The organism is Methylophilus sp. (genome assembly GCF_035460085.1).
Classification (GTDB): Bacteria; Pseudomonadota; Gammaproteobacteria; order Burkholderiales; family Methylophilaceae; genus Methylophilus.
In genome coordinates this window covers 1-25,566 of record NZ_DATHWZ010000017.1, presented here as the reverse complement: position 1 = coordinate 25,566, position 25,566 = coordinate 1, and the positions used below count along the sequence as shown (strand labels likewise).

The window sequence follows — 25,566 nt, the reverse complement described above, 5'->3', positions numbered from 1 at the left end:
TCAGTTGTCTGAAGTCATCATGGATCTCTTGAGAAAAACTCTAAGCTTCAATCTTCACAAAACTGCCGCGTTCTTTGCCTTCCAGTAAGCTCAACAAGTCTGCTGAGCGCAACGCCAGCGCATAACCCAGCACCCCGCTGCCTATCACTACCGTTTCATATTCTGCAACACTGCTGTCCACCAGCACGCGCAAACTCTCAGGCAACGCTATCGGAGGCACGGCACCAACCAGATAGCCAGTTACTTCTGGCACTTCGTCGTACTCAGCCATACGGCATTTGCGCTCATTCAGATGCTTGCGCAATAACGCCCAGTCTGCTCGGCCGCTCCCTGCCACGGCCAATAAACTGAACCCGCTGTTTTCGCCTTTGAATACTACGCTGCGCACCACTGATTGGGGTAGCAATCCCTGGCCAGAAAGTAATTCTTCAAGGCTGCGGATGGGCTTTTTATCTTCGCTTAGAGGAATTTGAATGACCTGGAATTGAATGCCTTGATGTTCCAGCAGGTCGGTCACAGCAGATTTAAAATGGGTAGTCATTGGCAGCATCCTTAAATATAAATTAGTTTAAGTATTAAACTCAAATCATTGATATTTAGTATATTTATCGTTACTACCTTTGCATTTATCAACCGGATATTTCTGTGCATTCAGGTCGATCTTGGCATTGGCTGCGGCAATCAGGTCTATGCCGCATACTTCAGCGATACGCATCAAATAGACAAAAGTATCCGCCAGCTCATGCCCAACCTTTTCCCTGATATCGGCATCCAGCTGGCGGCTTTCCTGTTCGGTCATCCATTGAAAATGCTCGACCACTTCCGCTGCTTCTACAATCATGGACATGGCCAGGTTTTTTGGTGAATGGAATTGCGCCCAGTCACGCTCTTCAACAAAGTTATTTACGCGTGCACGTAATGCATCAATTGAATCTGCCATAGTTGCCTATCGTTAAAGTTTTAGCTAATCTTAACCTTGATTTTTTTCCTGGTTTTTGGCTTCTGCTGAATCAGGTTTATCGCGGCGATTGCTGCCTGCGACCATCTTGATTTCAAACAGGCGGCACTCCAGTGGGCCGTTATATAGCGGCGTTTTTTTGCTTGGACTCAGTCGCATTAATTTAGGCATACGCAGATCGTTGGTCAGGAAATACGTGTTCCAGCCGCTGAATTGCTGTTTGAGTGTGACAGCCATTTGTGGATATAACTCGGCCAGCGTTTCATCTTCACCGATACGTACACCATACGGTGGATTCGCCACCAGTACACCACTGTCGGCGGGCGGGGTGAGTTTGGTAAATTCGATATGACTCAGTTGTACCGCTTCACTCCAGCCGGCCATTTCCAGGTTTTGTTTGGTGACACGCACGGCGCGAAGATCCATATCTGAACCATAAATCTTCTGGAAACTGACAGGTTTCACAGCTTTGGCAGCCGCATTGCGGATCTTCTTGAAAGTATCTGATTCAAAGTTTTTAAGTTTTTCAAAACCAAAATTGCGGTTCAGGCCTGGCGCGATATTAAGTGCCATCATCACCGCTTCCTGCAGGAAAGTACCGCTGCCACACATGGGGTCCAGCAGTGCCTGGCCTGGTTGCCAGCCGGAAAGTTTTAAAATGCCGGCCGCCAGGTTTTCACGCAACGGCGCTTCAATGGTATTTTTACGGTTGCCGCGCTGGTATAACGGGTTGCCTGATGTATCTACATACAACAGAAAACGGTCGCTGGTCAGATAGACATGTACACGGATATCCGGCTCACGCGTGTCGATATTCGGTCGGCTATTCACCGCCTGGCGGAATTTATCGCAAATCGCATCCTTGACGCGCAACGTAATGAATTCCAGGCTTTTTAACGGGCTGCGCACAGCGGTGACTTTCACCATCATGCTGTATTTCACATTAAACCAGTTCGGCCAGTTCACTTTGAGCGCGCCCTGGTAGATATCTTCTTCTGTGGCGTATTGGCCGTTGCCGACTTGCATAAGGACGCGGGTTGCGACGCGCGAATGCAGGTTGATCTGGTAACAGACGCCGAGGTCGCCACTGAAGCTGGCACCACCATCGGTAGGTTTGATGTCATTGGCGCCGCTGAGCTTAAGCTCTTCGACCAGCAGGGCTTCCAAACCGCGTGGACAGGTTGCAAAATAATGGTTACGCATTTTTATCTCTGATTTTCTAGTTGAATATCAACTTAATGGTTGAGCAGTGAGCCGCTGTTGGCAGGCGTTATAATTAATCACTGCGCATTAATCTCTGCTCAAGGTAAAACCTCTACCGTCATTGGGGTTTGCTCCCTGTAAACGGTCAATTAAATCCAGGAACTGGATCGCATGCGTTTGCATGGCTTCCTGCGCACGTTTACGCAGGGTGATCAGATCCGGTATCGCCAGTTCTGGCTTAAAGCCAAACACAATAATATTGCCAGGTTTTCCGGTAGGCATCATCAACACGCGCTGGTCGAACGTTTGCTCTATACGCTGCATGTAAATATCAAACTTTTTGTCTGAACCCCATAAATTGATGGCAAACAGGCCATCTGGTGTGAGGGCTTCTGCACAGTCATCAAAAAATGCCTGCGTACAAAAATCGGGTGGCAAACCGTTGCTGCCAAACGCATCCATCATCAGCCAATCGCAACTGCCGGGATGCTGCTGGATATAGGCAATGCCATCACCTTCAATAATATTTAGCCGCTCGTCATCTTCTGGCACAAAGAAATGGCTGCGCGCGACCTGGATCACTTGTGGGTTTAATTCAACCACGGTCTGTGTGATCTGCGGGCAGGCTTTCCAGATATATTTAGCAATTGAGCCGCCGCCTAAACCCACCAGTATCGTATTGCGGATATCTGGTTTGAACAACAGGCTGCTCAGCATACCCCATGAATATGCCAACACCAGCGCGAACGGGTCTTTCACCTTCATGCTGCTTTGAATGGTAGGTGAGCCAAGATGCATTGAGCGCACGCCATCGACTTCGGTAACTTCCACCATTTCCAGGTCAGAAATGGCTTTATGGATTTTGCGGTTAAGTTTAAACATTATGTATTTTCCGCCACATCTTCAGGCGCGCCACCTGTTTCGGCGACTGACGCAATTTCAGTGTTGTCGGCGACCGTCTCTTCAATCACGCGCAAGAATTTGCATTCAAGCTCCATCAGCAAAGTATCTATCTTTTGTACTGATAATTGCACTTTGCTGCCAGGTTTTAGCACCGGCATGCCATAGACTTTAGTCATATAAGGCAAACCGCTCAAGCGGACCAGGTTCTCGCGCCACACGGTAGCTTCTACCTCCTGGATGTTTTCCTGGACCAGGTATTGCAGGCACCAGTACCTTTCCATGCGGGTCTGGAACTCGTTATAGGCATTGTAAGTCTGGTCAAAATTGCGCATATGGCCGACGATTTCATCGCCATTGGCGGCGTAGACTGGTTCCTGCATCGTCAATACGCTGATAATCTGGCGTTGATTGATTAAATCAACTGCCCGGCGCAACGGCGAGGTACACCATGCATATTGCGCCACACCTAAACCCTGGTGGCCCTCGGCCTTGGTGGTCATATACACTTTGCCGCCATTTTGCGCGCGGTAAATGCCCGGCACATTATGCTCAGCCAGCAATAAACCCCATTGGCTGTTAGCGGCAATCATTAATTCAGCCACCAGTTTATCCATTGGTGAACCGCGCTGGCGGTTGATGATGCTGACGATGCCATCGGTGACGTAGAAATTGTAATCTACCGGTTGCGGCTTGGTCGGATCGTATTTGCCACGCGCTTTTTCCAGGCTTTCAGCAAAGTGGAACAAGAACACCAGCGGCTGCCACAACGGGTGGCCGCTATCGGTCTCCAGCGTATTCTCGTTAAAATAAGGCTCTAAAGTGTCATGGCGCAAGTTGTGCGCGATCTGCACGCGTTCCAGGCGGCTATGCTGTTGGACAACGCTGTAATCAGCGGCAACTTCCAGGTACAGCGACAAGGCAGGCTTGGTTTCTCCGGCATCGAGGCTAAACGGGCGGATGGCGGTTTCGGGCAGCATGGTGATTTTATGACCAGGCATGTACACGGTAGACAGGCGTTTCATGACTTCGTGATCCAATGACTCACGCGGCGTCACGCCCAGTGCTGGCGCGGCGATGTGAATACCTACCTGCGTATTGCCGTTTGGCAAGCGTGTGACGGATAAAGCATCATCGATCTCGGTAGTTGTGCTGTCATCAATACTGAATGCCTGTACTTCTGACACAGGTAAATCCTCGGGCAAAGTCGCCAGTGAGAAATCGGGAAATTCCGTGCCATTGGCAAAATACTCGCGCAAAAAAGCGCCGAGATGGTAGTCGTGGATAGACGGAATCGCCCCAGCGTCGTGCAACACCTGCACCGGTAACATTTTGAGCTCGGTGGCGGCTTGCTCCAGTGCTTTCCATTCCATTGCGTTTTTGTCCGGCGCATACAGCAATTGGTCGAGCTTGGCGAAGATGCTTTCGGGTAACTGTCTGGAAGTTAACTGCGCGGTCATCAATGCCATCAATTCCGCTTGCTGGCGCTTTTTCTCAACGCCAGCCATGGCTGCTTTTAAGGTTTCTTCAGGCGCGGCTTTATACTGTCCTTTACCCTTGCGGTAAAAATACATAGGGGCACTATGGAGTTTAATAGCAATGGCCGCGGCTTGCTGGCGGCTCGGTTTGCCACCATAGTATTCTTCAGCCAGCGACTCAAAACCGAATTCTGATTCACCGCTGCATTCCCATAAGAAATCGGTATCCAGCGTTTCTGCCTCAGTTTGCGCGGCTTCAAGAAAGCCGGAAAGGCTACCTTCAAAGCGCATCAGCACGTTGGCGGTTTTGATCTTGCTGCGCTTGCCAGTGCTGGCCTCGACCTGCATGCTGCTGTCTGCTTCGGTCATGATGGAAGCGACTTTGAAGCCACCGTCTTCTTCGTAAAAAACATTCATTGCGGGAGATTTGGAGTGTGGGCGACACACAATTGAATTCAAAACGCTATTTTACCCGAGAAGCATGACCTTTTTGGCAGAGATTGAACTTTAGCCGGCTGCGGCGACTTAAATTAAGCCAGGTGTTAATTAACATAGTCGTCATAAAGGGATACCCTCTACAATAGAGAATATGAAACCGCTGATATTTGATAACCGTTTTATTCGTGAACTACCCGGTGACCGCATTACCGATAACTACACCCGCCAGGTGAGCGATTGCCTGTGGTCAGCTGTGCAACCGACGCCAGTCAAGCAACCCAGACTACTCGCTTACAGCCCGGAAGTCGCTGCCATGCTAGGCTTGAGCTCAGCTGATATGCATGATCCTGATATGGTAAAAACGCTAGGTGGCAACGGTGCCTTACAAGGCATGTTTACGTATGCGACACGTTACGGCGGCCATCAGTTTGGCAATTGGGCCGGGCAACTGGGAGATGGGCGCGCTATCTATCTGGGTGAGTTAGTACATCAGCAGAATCGTTTTGAACTGCAACTGAAAGGGGCTGGTGAAACGCCCTATTCACGCCGCGCTGATGGCCGGGCAGTATTGCGCTCCAGCCTGCGTGAATTTCTTTGCTCCGAAGCCATGCATCACCTGGGCATCCCGACTACCCGTGCCTTGAGCCTGGTCACTACAGGCGATTCCGTAGTGCGGGATATGTTTTATGACGGCAATCCTGAATTCGAGCCAGGTGCGATTGTTTGCCGGGTAGCGCCTTCATTTATCCGTTTCGGCCACTTTGAAATACTCGCCAGCCGCGATGAGTTGCCGTTACTCAAGCGTTTTATCGGGTTCACGATAGACAGGGATTATGCCGATTGGTGGCCCAGTACAGGTTTACTACTTGATGTCGATAATCCCGGCCAGGGCATGATTGAAGCATGGTTCAGCGAAATATGCGCCCGCACAGCCATCATGGTTGCGCACTGGATGCGGGTAGGCTTTGTGCATGGCGTCATGAACACTGACAATATGTCTATCCTCGGCCTGACCATCGATTACGGCCCGTATGGCTGGGTAGATAATTTTGACCCGGGCTGGACACCGAATACTACCGATGCACAAGGTCGTCGCTACTGCTTTGGCCGCCAACCGGATATAGCGCGCTGGAATCTTGAGAGGTTAGCGGACGCGCTGGCAACTGTGCTGCCGGAAAGCAATGCCTTATCCCAAGGGTTAAGTCATTTTGACACAGTGTATTTTGATTCACTGACGACATCGCTGGCAGGCAAGTTTGGCCTGGATGCCTGGCAAAATGGCGATGGCGAGTTGATCAATGATATTTTTGAATTGATGCAGCGCGCAGAAGTGGACCAGACTTTGTTCTTTACCCATCTCAAGCAACTGGATATTTCCCAGCCGCAGCTCTCGGTTCTGGAAGAGGCTTTTTATACCGAGCAAGGCCTAAAACAGTTTGGAGAAGATATCCAAAACTGGTTACATCGCTATAGCCAACGTTTGCAGCACTCAACGCTGTTGCCTGAACAACGCCTGCAGCGCATGTCAGAAAATAATCCTATTTATGTGTTGCGTAATTACCTTGCGCAGGAGGCAATTGACCTTGCCACCCAAGGTGATAATTCACGGCTACTGACCTTGCTTGAAGTATTGCGTAACCCCTACACCGAGCAGGCTGGCATGGAGGCATTTGCAAAGAAACGTCCAGACTGGGCAAGGCAAAAAGCCGGTTGCTCGATGTTATCCTGTAGCTCATAATTGAGGAAACGCGGAATAAGTGTCTGGGCAAGCGAATTGCCGCGTTGCGCGGTACTCGTAACCTCGCCGAACTAAAGTACTCTCTCGGTTTCTGCGTTCCGTGCGCCTTGCACTTCATCTTGCTCAATCACTTATTGCGTGTTTCCTAAGCAAAATAAACTATGCTGACTGCTGAACAATTAATCACCGATGCAGGCTTGCGCCCGACCAAAGCCAGGGTTGCAGTACTGAACACGCTATTAACATCCACCACCGCGCTCAGCCACCCGGATATATTGGCTGCGTTGCACGGTGTGGAGATAGACCGCGTGACGGTATACCGGGTGCTCGATTGGTTGCTGGAAAATAGCTTGATTCATAAAATTTCCAGCGATGACCGCGCCTGGAAATTCCAGCTGAATGCGCCTAAACGCAATTATCGCAGCGCAGAGCCAGGCCGCACAGATCACCTGGGTTTATTAAACAACCACGGCCACGCACATTTACACTGCCAGCAATGCGGCACTGTATTATGCATACACGAACTGGCCGCGCATATTCCGCAATCACTGTTTGATACTTACCGGGTATCCAATATCGAAATCAGCCTGAAAGGGCTTTGCCTGGATTGCCAGCAATCCTGACTGTTGCACACTTCCTTGTTTAATTTTTTTCAAATAACCAGCCTGTAGCTCACACTAAATATGCAACATAGTTGCAATTAATTCAACATTTCATTAAAATGCAACAAAATTGCATTGCAACCAAGTTGCGTAACTATGTTGACCCCTGCCGAACTGCTTTCCATGCCTGAAACTGCCTATATGAATGCCGGACAACTCGCATTCTTTAAGAAATTGTTGCTGACGCAACTGGAAACCCTGCAAGCCAATATGCAACTCACCAGCGAACATTTGCACGAGCAGCAGGAAACGCCAGACCCGGCTGACAGGGCCACCTAGGAAGAAACACATGGCCTGGAACTGCGCGCGCGTGAACGTGAGCGCAAACATATCAAAACCATACAGTCTGCCTTATTGAGGATTGCAACCGGCCAGTATGGCTACTGCGAAGAAACCGGTGAGCCTATCGGCCTGGCGCGGCTGATTGCGCGGCCGGCCACTAAGTTATGCCTGGAAGCACAAGAACGTCACGAGCGCCGCGAACGGCAATTCAATCATTAGCAACACGCAAAGGAACACGCCATGAAAAAACTCCCTGTGACAGTACTCTCCGGCTTTCTCGGTGCGGGTAAAACCACCCTGCTCAACCATATCTTGAATAATCGCGAAGGCAAACGGGTAGCAGTCATTGTCAACGATATGTCGGATGTGAATATCGACGCGCAACTGGTGCGTGATGGCGGTGCTGAGTTATCACGCCAGGAAGAAAAGCTGGTGGAGATGAGCAATGGCTGCATCTGCTGCACCTTGCGCGAAGATTTGCTGGTGGAAATCACACGCCTGGCGAAAGAAAACCGGTTTGATTACCTGCTGATTGAAACCACTGGCATTTCAGAACCTTTACCGATTGCCGAAACGTTTACCTTTGCCGATGAAGACGGCACTTCACTGGCGGATGTGGCGCAACTCGACACCATGGTGACCGTGGTGGATGGCTATCACTTCCTCAAAGACTACAGCTCACAGGCATTGCTGGCTGAACGTGGCGAATCACTGGGTGAAGAAGACCAGCGTACGGTGGTTGATTTGCTGGTTGACCAGATCGAGTTCTGTGATGTGCTTGTCCTGAATAAAACTGATTTGATGACGCTGGAAGAAATAGCGCAACTGGAAGGTATTTTAAGAGCATTGAACCCGCGTGCAGATATCCTGCACAGCAGTTTCGGTAAAGTGCCCCTTACCCGCATTATGAATACCGGATTATTCGACTTTGACCAGGCGGCCGATGCGCCCGGATGGCTGCAGGAGTTACGCGGCGAGCATGTGCCTGAAACGGAAGAGTATGGCATTTCCAGCTTTGTCTACCGCGCGCGCCAGCCTTTTCATCCGCAACGTTTATGGCAATGGCTGAATACCGAATGGCCAGGCGTGGTCAGATCAAAAGGCCGTTACTGGATTGCTTCCCGCCCTGAGTGTTGCGCCATGTGGTCACAGGCAGGCGCCGTCACGCGTACCGAGCTGGCGGGTATCTGGTGGGCAGCCACACCCAGTGAGCATTGGCCGGACGATGAGGAAAGCCTGCAACAGATACACTCGCGCATGCAAGCGCCATACGGCGATCGCCAGCAGGAGCTGGTGATTATCGGCATGCATATGCAGAAAGAAACGCTGATCGCCGGTTTTGATGCCTGCCTGCTGACCGAGCACGAGATTGCTTCAGGTATGGATGCCTGGCGTAAGCTGCCAGACCCATTCCCGCAGTGGTCAATGAGTGAGCATGATGAAATAGAGGAACAGGTGACAGAGGCAATGGTGTAACCATGCTCCTCGACACGCAAATGCCGCTCAAGACCACTTCATTGCCTGGCAGGGATCTTGATTTTGACGCGATGGAATGTCTGTCTATTTTTGAACCCTCACAACAAATAGCTATTGTTACAAGGCCGAACAAAGCAGAAATATCCAGTTATTTGCAGCAATTCAGCAATCAGCTCAGCGCAGGTTACAGGGTGACGGCAAGACAGAAAGAAGCAACGCCCGCCAAGCTTGATCGTCAACTACGTTTACCTGATGGCATCGGCAAACAAGATTTGCTCGCTGATATATGCCTGCTGGTTAATCTTTATGCTGACCTGATGGATTGTCCTTTGATAGGCATCAGGCTGGAAATGCTCAAGCACGCCATGTGCCCTAAATTTCATATTGATCGCACCGGTATTCGCTTGCTGTGCACTTATCTCGGGCCCGGCACCGAGTGGCTGGATGAAGCGTTTTGCGATAGGGATGCGTTAGCCTCCACACGCTTGACCCATGAAATATTTAACCAATCGCTGGTCCTGCATCCGCAAGGCATTCGTCAGGCGCCTGAACAAGCATTGGTATTGCTCAAAGGCAGTTTGTGGCAAGGCAATCAACATGGCGGCGCTATTCACCGCTCTCCGCAGATAGCAGAAACTGCTACACGTGTGGTGCTGGCACTGGATGCAATCTGGTAATCAAGCAAATTGAAATATGCTCACCAAAGTGACACGAAATCCCATAAAAGCATCACTGCGTCCACGCGATGTTTTTTTTATAAAGACAGCCAGGCTTTTTAGTGAGAAAGCTAAATTGACGGACTTATAATGGTGAGTTAAAAAACAATGAATGCTTTAAAAAACATTGTCAGAATAAATCTAAAATAAATCCTCAGGGAAGAGAAACATGCCGCATCAAAAAACAATTGTCAGTCTGCTGGCAATGATATTACTACCGACACTATCGGCATCAGCTGAAGAAACGGTATCGCCAGAAAAAATTGAGGACAGCAGCAAACAGAAAAACAAAGCTAAAGAGCCGGTTAACATTGAACTGGATAGCGTGATCGTTCTCGGTAAAAAAGAGCAAGTTTCGACTACTGATAGAAGCCTGGCCGGTTCTGTCGATGTCATCACGCGTGAAGAACTGGAATATGAACATGTCACCGATACGCTTGAATTATTCAGCAAAACCCCAGGCGTGGTGCTGTCACGCTATAGTCAAGGCATAGTAAATACTGAAATATCTATCCGCGGATTTAGTGGCGATGGCGAGACACCGAATGCCAAATTGCTGGTCGATGGTATTCCTTCCAATTTATTTTCTGGATTGAGCGAGCTGGATTACCTCTTCCCCACCAATATCCAGAATATCCAGGTATTCAAAGGCACCAGTGATGCCAGCACCGGCTTGTTTGCCACTGCGGGTAACTACAAGGTTGAAACGCGTAAAGATGTCGGCAAGCAATTGCAATTTGGTTATGGCAATTTTAACACCCGCGAACTACAAGGCTATTTTGGTCAAAAACAGGATAATTTCACGCAGAACTATGCGATAGGCTACCGCAAAGGCAATGGTTTCCGTGACCATACCGAGAATGAGAAGATCGCTTTATCCGGCCGTTGGCAATTGGATTTCGACCAATCTATCTTGGCCTTGAGTGCCAAATATGGTAAATATAACTCCCCCGAAGCCCCTGGCTATATGCCAAAAGCGCAGGCACGCTCCAACCGTACCGGCGTCGCCCCAAATGCACTGAACGATAGCGGCGAGAAAGAATTCAAGCACTTCAGCCTGCATTACGATTATTTCTTTAATAATGATGTGGATGTCAGCCTGAAGACGTATTGGCAGAATTTTGACCGTGAGCGAAATGTGCGTTTTGTCGGTTCGCCAGGGGTTGAAAACCGGCTTGATGAGCAAACATCTACCGGTTTTATCGCAAAACTCAACTGGAAGATCAGCCCGATTTGGGGGGTTGAGTCTGGTTACGACATTGAGCATCAGGAAGTCAGTGAATTTCGTCAGCGCTTAACAACCATCAGGCGCGATGCAAGGTACGATTTCACCGCCCAAGGTGTGTATGCCAAGTTGGAGAATACGCCACTGGACTGGTTACGCTGGAATATTGCTTATAGAGTGGATCGCCTCACCAGCGATCCAAAAAATAATTTTGTAAATAACGGCACAACTTTATCCACCACCCTGCTGAATGATCAAACCATCGTGCAACCCAAATTTAACGTGTTTGCACAACTGACTGAACAGCAGACAATATTTGCCAATGCCGGCAGAAGCTTCCAGACACCCACCGGGACCGATTTGAATACACGGGGCGGTACAGTTCCTGTCGATGTCGCGATTAATGATGGCTGGGAACTAGGCCTGAAAAGCGCCTGGAACAGCGGTTTGAATACCCGCTTTTCATACTGGCAGCAAAAAGCGGAAAACGAATTTATCAATATTGATGGCACCCGCCGATTACTGGGGGCAACGCGCAGGCAAGGCGTAGACGCCAGTGTGGACTATCAGTTAAATGACTACTTAAGCTTCTGGGGGAATGTCTCTAAAGTGTATGCGAGAATCGATGAGCCGAATGCGCTTAATCCAAGCTTCCAGGGCAACACGATACGCAGCATTCCAGACCACACGGCCTCGTTAGGCCTGCAATTTACGCCAAACGCTGACTGGATTGCGCGACTTCACATAGATCGCCAGGGCGCTTATTACGTCAACGAAAGCAATCAGGGCGGTAAATATGGCGCTTACACGCTAACCAATGCCAATATCGATTACAAAACCAACTGGGGGCGCGTCAGTTTGCTGGCCAACAATATTTTCGACAAATATTATGAGTATGTATATGACTTTTCATCCACAGGTGCGACTAACCAGCTGAATTTCGCCCCGGGTGCCGGCCGTAACTTTATGCTCACTGCGACAGTGGATTTCAAATGACTTCCTTATTATCAATTCAACAATTAAGCCTGCGGTTTGCCGGGCGTGAAATTTTAAACCAGCTAGACCTCGATCTGCATGCTGGTGAAGTCGTCTCAGTGTTAGGCAGCAATGGCGCCGGTAAATCTACCCTGCTGAAAAGCATTCTTGGTCTGCAAGACGCCGCCGAGCAAACAGGCAAAATCTTGATCGGCGGTATTGATATCGCACAGGCAAGGAATCAGGCTTTGTCGCATCTGGCATATGTGCCCGAACAACCAGCGGTCTATGGCCATCTATCCGCGACTGAAAATATCCGTTACTTCTTAAGCCTGGGTACTATCAGCCAGAGCGCGGATATTGCAACCTGCCTGACCATGGCAGGCTTGCCTGAGCCATCCTGGCATCGCCCTTGTAGCGAATACTCCAAAGGCATGAAACAAAAGGTGATGCTGGCATTCGCGCTGGCAAAACAGGCAAAACTTTTGTTACTGGATGAACCCAATTCCGGGCTGGACCCACAGGCCACCGAAGAGCTGAACCAGCTGATTGTACAATACAAAGAAAGTGGTATGGGCGTGCTGGTGGTGACGCATGATGTACTGTCTGCCATCGCCTTCTCTGACCGTTTGCTGATGTTGAGCAATGGCCAGTTACAGCCGGTAGCACTGGATCAGGAAGCATTCACACTGGATAGCCTTAAAAAACTGTACCAGGGCCAGGCATGATTTCATTACTATGGAAAATCGCCTGTAATGAATGGCGCAGGTTGTGGCATGCGCGTATTCCAGCGTTGTTATTGCTGGTCTTGATGACCTTGTGGGCGATTGCGGCCCTCGCCGCGCATCACCACTGGCAAGACCATGCAAATACCGTCGCAGAAGTCACGGCACGCAGCCAGCATGACTGGCAAGCGCAACCTGACCGCCACCCGCACCGGGTTTCACATTACGGTGATTTTGTCGCCAAGCCGGTACACCCGCTCAGCGTGATCGAGCCAGGCATACTCGATCAATCCGGGCATCTGGTCTACCTTGAGGCGCATCGGTTGAACAGTGCCAATTTCAATCCGGCCACCGAGGCCACCAGTCTGGGCCGCTTTCCATTGATTACCCCGGCCATGATTGTGCAATGGTGGATGCCGCTATTTTTAATCATGATTGCCTATGCCACGGTCACAGCCGATAAAATCACCGGCATTCTTGCTTTTATGCGGGGTAACGGCACGCCGGGCTTGGCAATCGCGAGCGGAAAATGGCTGGCGTTGTTTTTGCCATTGTTTTTCTTGTTGTGTTTGCAAGCGGTATTGACCTTAGTCTGGAGCTGGCAGAGTGAGCAGGCTTTGCTGAGGTTGTCTATTTTAGTGTTCTCGCAAGCGCTATACATTGCCGGATGGTGCCTGCTGGTCGTGGCAGTGTCATGGTTCAGCAAGCAATTACATGCTGCGTTGTTGACCTTATTGTTGTGCTGGGTATGCATCTGCATTATTTTTCCGCGAGGATTGGCGAATCTGGCCCAGGTTTCATATCCTACCCAGCCAAGGGCAGAGGCTGAATACCATGCTGAACTCAAGCTGCAGTCCATAGGTGACAGCCATAATCCCAACGATCCGCACTTTGCCGCTTTTAAAGAAAACATACTAAAAAAATACCATGTCAGCCGTGTAGAAGATCTGCCGGTTAACTATCACGGCATATTGATGCAGGAAGGCGAACGTTTAACCACCGCTGTCTATCGTGAGCAGCAAGTGCTGCATGATGCGCAGTTGGCTAAACAGAATGAAAGTATCCGCAACTGGTTATGGTTAACGCCCTCACTGGCGTTGCAATATATACAGATGGCCAGTGCCGGCAATGACTTGCCGCATCATCAGGCGTTCATCCGGCAATCGGAAGAGCGGCGTTATCAACTGATTCAATACCTGAACCAGATCCACACTTTTAAAGTGCAGCAGCATGACGATAAAAATACGCGCGTATCTGCCGATTTCTGGAAGAACGCGCCCCGCCCTCAGGTGAATCTGCCATCCATCGCTGTCAGCCGATCCAGCATTGCAGCAGGCTTTCTGGTATTGATGGGCTGGGTATTACTCCCGGGATTTTTGCTTTTTAAAGTATCTCACCGCATATGAAACATGAACTGACCTTGTTGCTCAAACAACGCAGCATTATCGTATTGCTGCTGCTCAGCCTGTTTTTGACCGGCTTTAGCCTGTTCAATGGCTGGCTGAATATCAGCCATATCAACGACCAGATCAAGCAGGCGAAACATGAAGAAATTTTGCGCAAGCAGGATTTTCTTGTACACCACAGTCATGATGGAACGCTGGATGCAGGCGAGCTGGGCTATTACCTGTTCCATAATGTGTACCATAGCCCTGGCGAGTGGAGCTTTATTGCACTGGGTAACCGTCTGGTGATTCCCTATGTGCAGCGTATACGTTTATTGGGCTTGCAGGGACAGCTTTACGATGGCGAATCGCATCATCCTGAATATGTGATGCTGGGTACGTTCGATTACGCTTTCCTGCTGGTATTTTTTGCGCCCTTGCTATGTATCGCCCTGATGCACGACTTAAAAGCCAGTGAGCAGCAGGCTCAAAGACTACTGTTTTTACGAAGTTTGATGGCCGAGCCAAAGTTGTTTTGGACTAACCGCGTATTAACCCGCTGGCTGCTGGTCACACTCATATTTGTATTGCCACTATTACTATTTGCTGCCACGAAAACACTTTCAGTTGTGCCGTTTATACACATACTGGCGATCACTGCTTTATATACTTTTTTCTGGTCTATGTTATGCGCAGCCATCAGCCTGCGTAAACGTGCGCTCAACGCGAATTTCAATGCCATGCTCCTGGCTAGTTTCTGGGTATTACTCTGCGTAGTGTTACCCAACCTTTCACAGCTGTGGCTGCATTACCATTACCCATTGCAGGACGGCAGCCAGATTGCCTTGCAGCACCGGCAATTGGTACATGGTGCCTGGGACTTGCCCAAAGAAGAGTCGCTGACGCCATTTTATACACGCTATCCACAGTGGAAAGATTCACCGCCAGTGACTGAACGCTTTCACTGGAAGTGGTATTTTGCTTTCCAACATATGGCAGATGTAAAGCTGGAGCCACAAGTCTCCGCGCGTGCACAGGCACTCAAACAACGTGACCAGGCCGCCAGCTTGCTAGCCACACTTTTGCCGACAGCATGGGTACAACGCAGCCTTGAAAATATCGCGCAGAGTAATGTCCCTGACCTGTTGGCGCAACGGCAACGCATTGCCGCTTTCCATACGCAGTTGCGGCACTACATTTATCCTTATCTTTTTGAAGAAAAACCTTTCACCATTGACGCTTATACCCATTTCCCGGCATTTGAAGATACCGCTGAATAACTCCGTAGCTGAAACTACGTAAAATCATGAGCCGTATTTACGTGATCGCTTCAGGAGAGTTTTGAAACAGGTGCGTATAGTGAGAGTCATACAAGTACATCACTTTAGATGCACTTAACAACCAAAGGAGATCATCATGTGGACTAAACCAGCTGCTACTGAAATGCGTTTTGGCTTTGAAGTGACTATGTACGTCATGAACAAATAATCAGCACTTGTATCAATTCAAGTTTAGGCTGAATAAAAGAAACCCGCCCGATAGGCGGGTTTTTTATTGGCCACTTTTTATTGTCAACAAAACTTGTTGTTAGCCATCAGAAAGGCTCAAGCAGGAACCTTATGCGCGGCAGGCTTACTAAAAACAATAGGTTGCCAATCCTGCATTCTCAAATACAATTTTATGAGTACAATTGCATTAAAGATTAATTTCATAAAGAGTCGGCTTTTACACTCACGGAGTCATACATGCGCTTAAAACAAAACGCCATTTCATTCTCGCTTCCTTCTATCCTGATTGCCTCATTCCTGTTCGCTGCAGTAGCGATGACTGTCTATAGTCAATCGGCAATCGCCAGAAGTATTCTACCTGAGCAAAAAGAAGCGGCTTCCGCCCGCGATGCGGTAGGTGACGCAATGAGTAAGCTGGACGACCTGAACAAGCGCATCAAATCCCAGGAAGAACTGATCGCGAAAGAACAGGAAAGACTGCAGCAATACCAGAACGACAAAGCACAGACAGAACGCGACCTGGAAGCCAAAAAAGCCGTATTCGAGCAAAAATCCAAAGTGCTGGATGAAGCCTGGAAAGATCGCAGCAGCTACTAAATGCTTAATTTAACGTAGTCCTCTCAGCCTTTTAATACCTCTCCCGGATTTACATCACCGAATCATCTTAGATTGACCCAAATCATTCACAAGTCAGTTGATTTGGGTCAATACCTGCCTTGCCTGTCACTCCTACAATGCTGTTTAAGTTCAATGCAATACAAAAGCAAATGGAGTGATCACAATGAAAAAAACAGCAATCAGTTTTATGTTGGCAGCCTTGTTGCCTGCAATGCAAGCACAGGCCGAACAAGGCGATTGGGTAGTCCGCCTGCGCGCGACGAATATCAGCCCGAATGAAAACAGCGATTTAGGCAAATATGTGAATAGAAATGTGGCCGCTGGCGCGATGTCAAACGGCGCGGAGCTGAAAGTTGATAGCAATACCATCCCGGAACTTGATATCAGCTACTACTGGACCAAAAACATGGCGACTGAGTTGATCCTTGCCTTGGGTTCCAAACACAATGTCAGTGTCAGCAAAGAGCCTGGTGCAGTGGTGCCAAATCAAAAGCTAGGCAGTATTGATGCGTTGCCGCCAACATTGACTGCGCAATGGCACTTTAACCCCGATCAGACATTTGATCCCTATGTTGGTGCGGGTATTAATGCCACCTTTATGCTGGACCATAAACTGGAACTTAGCCAGGGCCCGCTGGCAGGTACGAATATTAAAATTGACAGATCCAGCTTTGGCCCTGCTTTGCAGGCTGGTTTCGATATTAATTTAAAAGATGGCTGGCTGTTGAATGCAGACGTGAAATATCTCTGGATAGATACCGACGTGAAACTGAAAACCGCGGGTGGCTGGACCAAAATCGACGCACTCGATGTCAATCCATGGGTAGTCAGTGTCGGGTTTGGTAAACGATTCTGACCCGCTATATCTCTTCCCCGGGGCTAATGGCTCCGTTTTAGCCTCTGAATATATCAGGGGCTTTTTTTATGGTTATTACGACAGGACATTACACATACTCATCAAACATTGAAATTAAATCGGCTAGCCAGGCTGGTTAAATTCAGTTGCTCGAGCAGTTGCTGCCCGCGCTCTAACGCACTGCGCTTTTTCTGGCCGGTGAATTTGGCAACGATCAACTCGTTTTTCATTGAATGTTCCCAGCCAACCAGTTCCGTCACGGTGACCTGGTAACCATGCGCTTCCAGTTCCAGGCAGCGCAATACGTTGGTGACATGGCTACCCAATTCACGGGTATGGATCGGGTGCCGCCAGAGCTCGCTCAATAAGGTTTTTGCCAGGGAATCCGCTTTATGCTGACGCATCACTTCAGCCACTTCTGCCTGACAGCAAGGCACGAGCACCATATATTGCGCCTGCTTTTGCAGGCCAAACTGTATGGCATCATCGGTGGCGGTATTGCAGGCATGCAGTGCGGTGACAATGTCCACCTTTGCCGGCAGTTGTTCGGAGCTCATGGCATCAGCCACCGTCAATGGCTCAAACTGCATGCGTTCAAAACCACATTCACTGGCTAACTGGCGGGATTTCTCGATGAGTTCAGCGCGGTTTTCAATACCGATCACCTGACCACCAGCATGCTGTTTCAGCAATAAATCGTAGAGGATAAAGCCAAGGTAAGACTTACCGGCACCATGATCCACCAACACGGGATTTGGCTGCGCCGTCATGATGGACTGCATCAGTGGCTCAATAAAATTCACCAGGTGATAAACCTGCTTGAGTTTACGGCGGCTATCCTGGTTGAGCTTGCCGTCGCGAGTGAGGATATGCAATGCCTGCAATAAGGAGATGGATTGGCCCGGCTTTACTTCGGGCGGCAAAATTGTTTTGACCATACGGGCTACTGCTTTAAAATACCAATATAGTAGTCTAGCAATAAAATCAGTGACTCAGCATAAATGTGTGGCTGTCTTTGTCGTTTCAGCGCTTTCCTCAGGTAACTCATCTATTCGGGAACTCATGTGTTTTTTTGCTGACTACCCTATCAGATTGGTCGGTTTCAGCGCTGTGCGCTGATGCTAAAGGTAATGGCCAGCTGCTTAAAAAGCCTGTTGGACGTTTTCTGATTGCCAGGTTTCACGCAATTGCCAGTTGTCAGTAAGTTATTTGTTAATAAGGGAGAATGAATGTTTTTAAATGTAGCCAGCAAGGCCCTTAATCATCATAAACAACAGCTAAACTATCTTCTGTACGGTTTAATTGCATTAATCACATTGTTTTCCGGTAGCGCTTATTCAGACAGTGTCTGGATGAAAAACGGCGACAAAATTACCGGCACGCTGGTTGTTAAGGTGACAGATAAAGTCGTGATCAATACTTCTTATGCTGGCGACATCAAATTAAATTGGGCAGACATCCTTAGCATAGACGCCGAAAAATCTTACACCATGATGCTGTCTGACCAGACGGTAGTCACCGGGTTTTTGAAGCATGGTGAAAATGGGCAAGCGATTCTGGACGAAGACGGTAAAACAGAATTAATTGATACAGAGCTGGCAGAAATTCAATACATCAACCCTTCCAAAGACCTGATAGGCGAAGGCTTTGTCTGGAGCGGCAACCTTAACCTGGGCGGCGCGTTCAATAACGGCAACAGCAAAAACCGTAATATGCAGTTCAACGGCGAATCCATCACGCGCGGACTGGAAGACAGGTATACCGTGCAGGGCTATGCATACTGGGCAGAAGATAATGGTGAACAAACGCAGAACAATATGCGGGTACGTGGCCAGTATGACCATTTCTTCACCAAAAAATGGTTTACTTACTTAAATACCATCCAGGAAAAAGACCGCTTCAGGGACATCAAGTTACGCAGCCAGTACGGTGTGGGTACGGGTTACCAGCTATTTGAGGGAGAAAAACTCAATCTGTCACTGGAAGGCGGTCTGTCGTGGATCAACCAGGATTTCTACCAAGAGCAGGATGAAGACCATGCGGCGATTCGCTGGGCCGTTAACTACAACCAGTTCCTGTTCAATTCTTTCGTCCAGGCATTTCATCGCCACGAAGTGTTATATACCCCACGCGCACCTTCACAAATCCTCCTTTATAGCTCAACCGGCTTACGGTTTCCTTTTGTGATGGGGTTGAGCGCAACCACTCAACTGGATTACAACCTGGATAGCCGCCCGGCTGATGATCGCAGGAAAGGCGACACGCGAGCGTTGTTCACACTGGGGTATACCTGGAAGTAAGTTTCAAGCCTGTTATGAAATTTAGCGAGTTGCACGCTTGAATGTTAAAATGGCCAATCGTAGCGTTGGCATTGCAACTTTCGCAATCAGAAAAAATGTGCCGGAGCGACAGTGGAAGTACGGCACAGCATGTAAACACCGTATTTTTTGATGTAATGATGGAGCAAAAATATGGCGATACAATGGTACCCGGGACACATGACTTCTGCCCGCAAAAAGGCAGAGGAAACCCTGGAGCATATCGATGTGGTGATTGAAGTACTGGATGCCCGTGTACCTGCCGCCAGCCACAATCCCATGATTGAAGAAATGCGCAACTTCCGCCAGCGTCCTAACCTCAAAATCCTCAACAAGGCTGATCTGGCCGACCCGCAAATCACGCAAGCCTGGCTCAATTATTTTAATAGCCAACCGAATACAAAAGCGGTTGCACTTTCATGCAAAAAAGCTGGCGATGCTAAAAAAATCCCTGGCCTGTGCCGCCAATTGGCCCCGCATCGGGGTTCTCCACTAAAACCATTGCGCATGATGATCATGGGGATTCCTAACGTGGGTAAATCCACCTTGATGAATGCCCTGCTCAACCGTCGTGCTGCTAAAGTCGGGGATGAGCCGGCGGTAACCAAAAGCCAGCAGCGCTTCGACCTGGGTGACAATCAAAGTATTACCGATACGCCAGGCATGATGTGGCCGAAGATTGAACATGAATCAGATGGTTATATGCTGGCCGCCAGCCACGCGATTGGCCGGAATGCGGTGATTGATGAGGATGTAGCGGAGTTCCTGGGCAATCTGCTGTTAAAACAATATCCGGCATTGATCAATACGCGCTACAAGCTGGATGTGATGAAGCTGGATGCTCAGCAGATCGATGGTATTGACCTGTTGCAAGCGATTGCCAAACGCCGCGCTTACAAACGTAATGACGGGCAATGGGATATGGAGCGTACAGCGATGGCATTCCTGACCGATTATCGTGGTGGCGCGATTGGCAGGGTCAGTCTCGAATCCCCCAAAAGCCGTGCTGAAATGATCGCCTTGGCTGCCGCCAAACCTGAAAAAACCAATAATGAAGCTGAACACTCAACAGAAGCTGACGCAGAAACAGACGCCTCCTGAAGAATCATGTTTTAACTCTGGATTCGTTTTTAAGCTATCACGCTGGCGTTACGTTTGACAGGTTTAACCATGGCTGGCGGTTGCGTCATCAATAGCTCAATATTGCTGGCCACTCTGTTGCGGCCATTTTGTTTGGCTTTATAGAGATTCTGGTCTGCCGCTGCAAACATACCTTCAAGTGCATAACCTACTGTTTCCGAACTCACCGCGCCGACACTGACCGTGCATTTGATTGCATGGGTATCATCGCTCATGCTCTCCACGCCCGATATACTGACCGGCGTCACTTCTATGGTTCTGCGGATACGCTCGGCCAATACCATGGCCTCCTGCTCACCGGAGTTGGGGAGCAGGATACAGAACTCCTCGCCACCATAACGCCCAATGACATCGCCACCCCTTAAAGCCGCACGTATATTGCCCGCACATGACTTCAGTACTACGTCGCCTACTAAATGACCGTATACATCATTCACTTTTTTAAAGTAATCCAGGTCCACGATCAATAAGCCCATAGGCAAGCTAATCCGTTGTGAAACCGCTTGCATACGCGTAGCCGCTTCCTGTAGTCCTCTTCGGTTCAAAACGCCTGTTAAACCATCCAAAGTCGCAATGGCCTGTAACCCAGCCTGGGTACGTACATTCATCACCAGCAGCAACAGGCTGGTGACTGTCGTGAGAACCAGCATAATCGCCGTAGTGAGATATGCATGTACCGGCCAGTGAATAAAGGAAATCAACGCCGCTTCATCTGCCAGGGCGACTTCAATGGCGAAGAATCCCAGCATCAGGCTGATACCACCAAACAGGCTGCAACATAACCAGAATACCTGGGCTACAAAGTCTTTACCATGGCCGGTTAAACTACGACTGCCATAAGAAAATACCCAGACCAGCACCAGCAAATTTGAAAGCACGACCCACTTATCAACGGCATGCATATTCAGCATCACCGCATTACAGGCCAGCAATGTCGTCATGACCAGCAATGTTCGATAGCGATAGACACGATAGCCACGCAGCATGCGTATGCCATTGACATAGATACTGACGCCGAGCGCAAACATGGTCATTGAAGTCGCCACATAAACAATACGCTGGCCGTGATCAGGCAAAATAAGGGGAATGAAATAAATGCATAGACCCAGGCCCATCATGCCGAGGCCACGCACCCAATGCATGATCAATGGCTTTTGCTGGTAGGCGCTAAACACCAAGAGGACCACAACCAAAGTAAAGGTGAGGCCGATTGATGTTAGAATGACACTATTGAGATCGAGCACAGGGAAGGTCAAAGAGTTAGTTTACCTGATAGGGCATAATACTATGGTATCAAGACTATACCCATATAAATTAAGGGGTTAAATAGTCCAAACAGGCTAATTCCTTTCTTTGATTGTCTCTCTCCAACCAGTAGAAGTTCCATGCAGCACCTGTTAAATCCTCCTCAGCGCGAAGCGATTCATTACCTTGATGGACCATTATTGGTACTGGCAGGTGCCGGCAGCGGCAAAACCCGCGTCATTACGCAAAAGATCGCCTACCTGGTGAATGAGGCTAATTACAAAGCCTCACAGATTGCCGCCATCACCTTCACCAATAAAGCCGCGCGTGAAATGCAGGAGCGGGTATCGCCGCTTTTGGAAGGTAAAAGTGGCAAAGGGTTAACTGTCACCACATTCCACTCAATGGGCCTGCAGATACTACGCCAGGAAGCCGCCCTGCTCGGCTACAAGCCACAGTTCTCCATTCTGGATTCATCAGACAGCTTTAAAATCCTCAGCGATATCCTGGCGACCACAGACAAGCAATTACTACGCAAAACGCAATGGCAGATTTCCGGCTGGAAGAATGCATTCGTTAATCCTGACCTGGCTAAATCCCTGGCGGATGAAGAGTTAACCCATGCCGCTGCACGCGTATACCAGCTTTACCAGCAGACTTTGCGTGCTTATCAGGCAGTAGATTTTGATGACCTGATCAAAGTTCCGGTCGAACTGTTTGACCAGCACAGCGAAACGCTGAATAAATGGCAACGCAAACTACAATACTTGCTGATCGATGAATATCAGGATACCAACGCCTGCCAATATCGCCTGATCAAACAATTAACGGGCATCCGCGGCCAGTTCACCGCCGTGGGTGATGATGACCAGGCGATTTACGGCTGGCGTGGTGCCGACGTTGAAAACCTGCGCCAGCTGACCAAAGACTTCTCCAAACTCAAAGTCATCAAACTGGAACAGAATTACCGCTCGACCGTGCGCATCTTACGTGCCGCCAACAGCGTGATCGCCAACAACCCAAAACTGTTTGAGAAAAAACTGTGGAGTGACCTGGGCACCGGCGAACTCATCCATGTGACAGCCACGCAAAGTGAAGAGCACGAAGCCGAAACAGTACTCATGAAGCTGCAAGCGCATAAGTTTGAGCATCGTACGACATACAAAGATTACGCCATCCTGTACCGCAGTAACCACCAGGCGCGCGTGATCGAGAAATTTCTGCGTAACCATAAAATCCCCTACACCATCTCTGGCGGACAATCATTTTTTGATAAACCAGAAATCAAGGATATCACCAGCTATTTACGCCTGATCGCCAATGAAGACGATGACCCGGCCTTTATCCGCGCGGCGACCACGCCGAAAAAAGGCATAGGCAACACAACGCTGGAAAGACTGGGTGAATATGCCAGTGCCCATAAGATGTCGCTGTTTGCTGCCGCATTTGAAGGCGGCTTCCAGCATGATGTCGGTGCCAAACAACTGGATGACCTGCTCACCTTTTGTCGCTATATCCAGAACCTGCAAACCCGTGCCGTCAAAGACCCGGCCAATGAAGTCTTGAATGACCTGCTGAATGCCATTCAGTACGAAACCTATTTGTACGACGGCGAAGAAGCACGTGCAGCCGAAACGCGCTGGAGCAACGTACTCGAGTTCGTCGCGTGGCTAAGCAAAAAAGGCGAAGCATCGACTGAGTTTGGCAACGAGTCAGAAGGCAAAAATCTGCTCGAACTCACCCAGTTGGTGGCTTTAATCACCATGCTGGAAGGTAAAGAAAACGGTGAGCCGGATGCCGTTAAATTATCCACCCTGCACGCTTCCAAAGGCCTGGAGTATGGCCACGTCTTCCTCATCGGTTGTGAAGACGGCATCCTGCCGCATCGTGAATCCATAGACAACGACCAGATCGAGGAGGAACGACGACTGATGTACGTAGGCATCACGCGTGCCCAGAAGTCCCTCAATATCACCTGGTGTAAAAAACGCAAACGCGCCGGGGAAATGCAGGCCTGCGAACCCAGCCGCTTTATTGCGGAATTGCCAAAAGACGATGTAAAACACTTCGGCAATCCGTTCAACAGCACTGATCAGCCACCCAGTAAAGATTATGGCAAAAGCAAAATGGCAAATATCAAGGCGATGCTGGCAAGCAAAACATATTGATCGGCCACAGGTTAGCCTAAAGCACATAGGTCACATGTTATAATCCACACAATTTTTAACCAAGCTAACACAACATGTCACAAAAAGTCGCTTTAATTACCGGGGTTACCGGTCAGGACGGGGCCTATCTTGCCGAACTGCTTTTGAACAAAGATTACATCGTGCATGGTATCAAGCGCCGGGCGTCGTTATTCAACACCGATAGAATCGACCATCTTTATCAAGACCCCCACATTGAACACCAAAACTTTATTTTGCATTATGGGGACCTGACAGATTCAACCAATTTGATCAGGATCATCCAACAGGTTCAGCCAGACGAAATTTATAACCTGGCCGCGATGAGCCATGTTGCTGTCAGCTTTGAGACACCCGAATACACAGCGAATGCTGATGGCATTGGCACTTTGCGCATCCTTGAGGCAATCCGCATTCTGGGGTTAGAAAAGAAAACGCGCTTCTACCAGGCATCCACTTCTGAGCTCTATGGCCTGGTACAAGAGACACCACAAAAGGAAACCACCCCTTTTTACCCGCGCAGTCCTTACGCGGTCGCTAAAATGTATGCCTACTGGATTACCGTCAATTACCGTGAAGCGTATGGAATCTATGCATGTAACGGTATTTTGTTTAACCATGAAAGCCCCATACGTGGCGAGACATTTGTCACGCGTAAAATCACCCGTGCTTTGGCACGCATCAAACTTGGTTTGCAGGAATGTCTTTACCTCGGCAATCTGAATGCATTGCGTGACTGGGGTCATGCCAAAGATTATGTAGAGATGCAATGGCTGATGCTGCAACAGGATAATCCGGAAGATTTCGTGATTGCCACAGGTGTGCAATACAGCGTGCGTGATTTCGTCAATACAGCTGCTGAATATTTAGGCATTCAGATTAGCTGGAAAGGTGAAGGAGTAGATGAAAAAGGTTACGATGCGAACGGCAATTGCATCATTCAGGTAGATCCACGTTACTTCAGGCCTACAGAAGTCGAGACTTTATTAGGCGACCCAACAAAAGCGAAACAGAAACTGGGTTGGACGCCTAAAATTACCTTCAATGAACTGGTGACTGAAATGGTCAAGGAAGACCTCAAAACTGCCGAAAGAGACGAGCTGGTCAAAAAGCACGGCTATAACGCCTTTGATTACCACGAGTAATTCATGGATAAAAATGCCAAAATCTATGTGGCTGGGCATCGTGGTCTGGTAGGTTCTGCCATTGTAGCCACCCTGCAGAACCAAGGGTACACCAATCTGACGACGCGGACGCATGCTGAACTCGATCTTACTTCTGAAACGGCCGTGGCTGCTTTCTTTTCAAAAGAGAAACCAGACTACGTATTTTTAGCCGCCGCTAAAGTAGGTGGCATCCATGCGAATAACACCTATCCGGCACAGTTTATCCATGAGAATCTTGCCATCCAGACCAACGTCATTCACCAGTCTTATGTGAATGGCGTCAAACGTCTGTTGTTTTTAGGTTCCAGCTGTATTTACCCGCGTGACTGTCCCCAGCCAATCAAAGAAGAATATCTGTTGACCGGCCC

The 25,566-nt window shown here is 49.0% G+C and carries 23 protein-coding genes and 1 pseudogene; 17 read left to right on the top strand and 7 right to left on the bottom strand.

All coding sequences use genetic code 11. From position 1 onward, the window contains the following. Window positions 1–40: 40 nt before the first annotated feature. The 5 genes from VK958_RS02595 to VK958_RS02575 form a co-directional block, all read right to left on the bottom strand. The gene (locus VK958_RS02595; RefSeq protein ID WP_325238784.1) at window positions 41–541 is read right to left on the bottom strand and encodes an aminoacyl-tRNA deacylase; all 501 of its coding nucleotides are present in this window, start codon (window positions 539–541) and stop codon (window positions 41–43) included. A 45-nt stretch (window positions 542–586) separates the two neighbouring features. After that, the gene (locus tag VK958_RS02590; RefSeq protein ID WP_325238783.1) at window positions 587–940 is read right to left on the bottom strand and encodes a nucleotide pyrophosphohydrolase; all 354 of its coding nucleotides are present in this window, start codon (window positions 938–940) and stop codon (window positions 587–589) included. Between the two features lie 30 nt (window positions 941–970). Next, complete coding sequence (locus tag VK958_RS02585) at window positions 971–2,161, bottom strand: THUMP domain-containing class I SAM-dependent RNA methyltransferase (RefSeq protein ID WP_325238782.1); 1,191 nt, start codon at window positions 2,159–2,161, stop codon at window positions 971–973. Between the two features lie 87 nt (window positions 2,162–2,248). Continuing rightward, window positions 2,249–3,043 (bottom strand): polyamine aminopropyltransferase, encoded by a 795-nt coding sequence (locus tag VK958_RS02580; protein ID WP_325238781.1) that lies wholly within the window; start codon window positions 3,041–3,043, stop codon window positions 2,249–2,251. Beyond that, window positions 3,043–4,956: a ribonuclease catalytic domain-containing protein gene (locus VK958_RS02575; protein ID WP_325238780.1), complete on the bottom strand. Its 1,914-nt coding sequence runs from the start codon at window positions 4,954–4,956 to the stop codon at window positions 3,043–3,045. The genes VK958_RS02580 and VK958_RS02575 overlap by 1 nt, the downstream gene beginning before the upstream one ends. Window positions 4,957–5,128: 172 nt before the next feature. Here VK958_RS02575 and VK958_RS02570 point away from each other — a divergent pair, with 172 nt between their 5' ends. The 12 genes and pseudogenes from VK958_RS02570 to VK958_RS02515 all read left to right on the top strand — a co-directional run bounded on the left by VK958_RS02570 (window position 5,129) and on the right by VK958_RS02515 (window position 17,143). Then, the gene (locus tag VK958_RS02570; protein WP_325238779.1) at window positions 5,129–6,715 is read left to right on the top strand and encodes a protein adenylyltransferase SelO; all 1,587 of its coding nucleotides are present in this window, start codon (window positions 5,129–5,131) and stop codon (window positions 6,713–6,715) included. Between the two features lie 161 nt (window positions 6,716–6,876). Next, a complete protein-coding gene (locus tag VK958_RS02565; protein ID WP_325238778.1) occupies window positions 6,877–7,338 on the top strand; it encodes a Fur family transcriptional regulator in 462 nt (153 codons plus the stop codon). 135 nt (window positions 7,339–7,473) lie between these two features. Beyond that, window positions 7,474–7,878: pseudogene (dksA, locus tag VK958_RS02560) on the top strand (RNA polymerase-binding protein DksA). 21 nt (window positions 7,879–7,899) lie between these two features. Beyond that, a complete protein-coding gene (gene zigA / locus VK958_RS02555) occupies window positions 7,900–9,135 on the top strand; it encodes a zinc metallochaperone GTPase ZigA (protein WP_325238777.1) in 1,236 nt (411 codons plus the stop codon). 2 nt (window positions 9,136–9,137) lie between these two features. Continuing rightward, window positions 9,138–9,812 carry a DUF1826 domain-containing protein gene (locus VK958_RS02550; protein WP_325238775.1) on the top strand — a complete coding sequence of 225 codons (675 nt, stop codon included), beginning with the start codon at window positions 9,138–9,140 and terminating at the stop codon, window positions 9,810–9,812. A gap of 208 nt (window positions 9,813–10,020) precedes the next feature. After that, window positions 10,021–12,072 (top strand): TonB-dependent receptor, encoded by a 2,052-nt coding sequence (locus tag VK958_RS02545; RefSeq protein WP_325238774.1) that lies wholly within the window; start codon window positions 10,021–10,023, stop codon window positions 12,070–12,072. Beyond that, entirely contained in the window at window positions 12,069–12,779 is a 711-nt protein-coding gene (locus tag VK958_RS02540) for an ABC transporter ATP-binding protein (RefSeq protein WP_325238773.1), read from the top strand. The genes VK958_RS02545 and VK958_RS02540 overlap by 4 nt, the downstream gene beginning before the upstream one ends. After that, window positions 12,776–14,182: a DUF3526 domain-containing protein gene (locus VK958_RS02535; RefSeq protein WP_325238771.1), complete on the top strand. Its 1,407-nt coding sequence runs from the start codon at window positions 12,776–12,778 to the stop codon at window positions 14,180–14,182. The genes VK958_RS02540 and VK958_RS02535 overlap by 4 nt, the downstream gene beginning before the upstream one ends. After that, a complete protein-coding gene (locus VK958_RS02530) occupies window positions 14,179–15,441 on the top strand; it encodes a DUF3526 domain-containing protein (protein WP_325238769.1) in 1,263 nt (420 codons plus the stop codon). Before VK958_RS02535 ends, VK958_RS02530 begins: the two co-directional genes overlap by 4 nt. A gap of 136 nt (window positions 15,442–15,577) precedes the next feature. After that, the gene (pqqA, locus tag VK958_RS02525) at window positions 15,578–15,649 is read left to right on the top strand and encodes a pyrroloquinoline quinone precursor peptide PqqA (RefSeq protein WP_081624291.1); all 72 of its coding nucleotides are present in this window, start codon (window positions 15,578–15,580) and stop codon (window positions 15,647–15,649) included. A 257-nt stretch (window positions 15,650–15,906) separates the two neighbouring features. Then, window positions 15,907–16,266 (top strand): hypothetical protein, encoded by a 360-nt coding sequence (locus tag VK958_RS02520; RefSeq protein WP_325238767.1) that lies wholly within the window; start codon window positions 15,907–15,909, stop codon window positions 16,264–16,266. Between the two features lie 184 nt (window positions 16,267–16,450). Continuing rightward, on the top strand, window positions 16,451–17,143 hold the full coding sequence (locus tag VK958_RS02515; RefSeq protein WP_325238765.1) for an OmpW/AlkL family protein: 693 nt from the start codon (window positions 16,451–16,453) through the stop codon (window positions 17,141–17,143). A gap of 101 nt (window positions 17,144–17,244) precedes the next feature. Here VK958_RS02515 and VK958_RS02510 read toward each other — a convergent pair whose 3' ends face one another. Then, window positions 17,245–18,081 (bottom strand): class I SAM-dependent methyltransferase, encoded by an 837-nt coding sequence (locus VK958_RS02510; RefSeq protein WP_325238763.1) that lies wholly within the window; start codon window positions 18,079–18,081, stop codon window positions 17,245–17,247. Between the two features lie 291 nt (window positions 18,082–18,372). Here VK958_RS02510 and VK958_RS02505 point away from each other — a divergent pair, with 291 nt between their 5' ends. Then, window positions 18,373–19,443 (top strand): DUF481 domain-containing protein, encoded by a 1,071-nt coding sequence (locus VK958_RS02505; protein ID WP_325238762.1) that lies wholly within the window; start codon window positions 18,373–18,375, stop codon window positions 19,441–19,443. A gap of 171 nt (window positions 19,444–19,614) precedes the next feature. Next, window positions 19,615–20,562, top strand: a complete 948-nt coding sequence (gene ylqF / locus VK958_RS02500; RefSeq protein ID WP_325238761.1) for a ribosome biogenesis GTPase YlqF — start codon at window positions 19,615–19,617, stop codon at window positions 20,560–20,562. 29 nt (window positions 20,563–20,591) lie between these two features. Here the strand turns inward: ylqF and VK958_RS02495 are convergent, their stop codons facing one another. Then, on the bottom strand, window positions 20,592–21,743 hold the full coding sequence (locus VK958_RS02495; RefSeq protein ID WP_325238759.1) for a GGDEF domain-containing protein: 1,152 nt from the start codon (window positions 21,741–21,743) through the stop codon (window positions 20,592–20,594). A 243-nt stretch (window positions 21,744–21,986) separates the two neighbouring features. Here VK958_RS02495 and VK958_RS02490 point away from each other — a divergent pair, with 243 nt between their 5' ends. The 3 genes from VK958_RS02490 to VK958_RS02480 all read left to right on the top strand — a co-directional run. Continuing rightward, window positions 21,987–24,014, top strand: coding sequence for a UvrD-helicase domain-containing protein (locus tag VK958_RS02490; protein WP_325238757.1), 2,028 nt, complete (start codon window positions 21,987–21,989; stop codon window positions 24,012–24,014). 74 nt (window positions 24,015–24,088) lie between these two features. Next, window positions 24,089–25,177 carry a GDP-mannose 4,6-dehydratase gene (gene gmd, locus VK958_RS02485; protein ID WP_325238756.1) on the top strand — a complete coding sequence of 363 codons (1,089 nt, stop codon included), beginning with the start codon at window positions 24,089–24,091 and terminating at the stop codon, window positions 25,175–25,177. A 3-nt stretch (window positions 25,178–25,180) separates the two neighbouring features. Beyond that, a partial coding sequence (locus VK958_RS02480) for an NAD-dependent epimerase/dehydratase family protein (protein ID WP_325238754.1) occupies window positions 25,181–25,566 on the top strand: 386 nt, incomplete at its 3' end.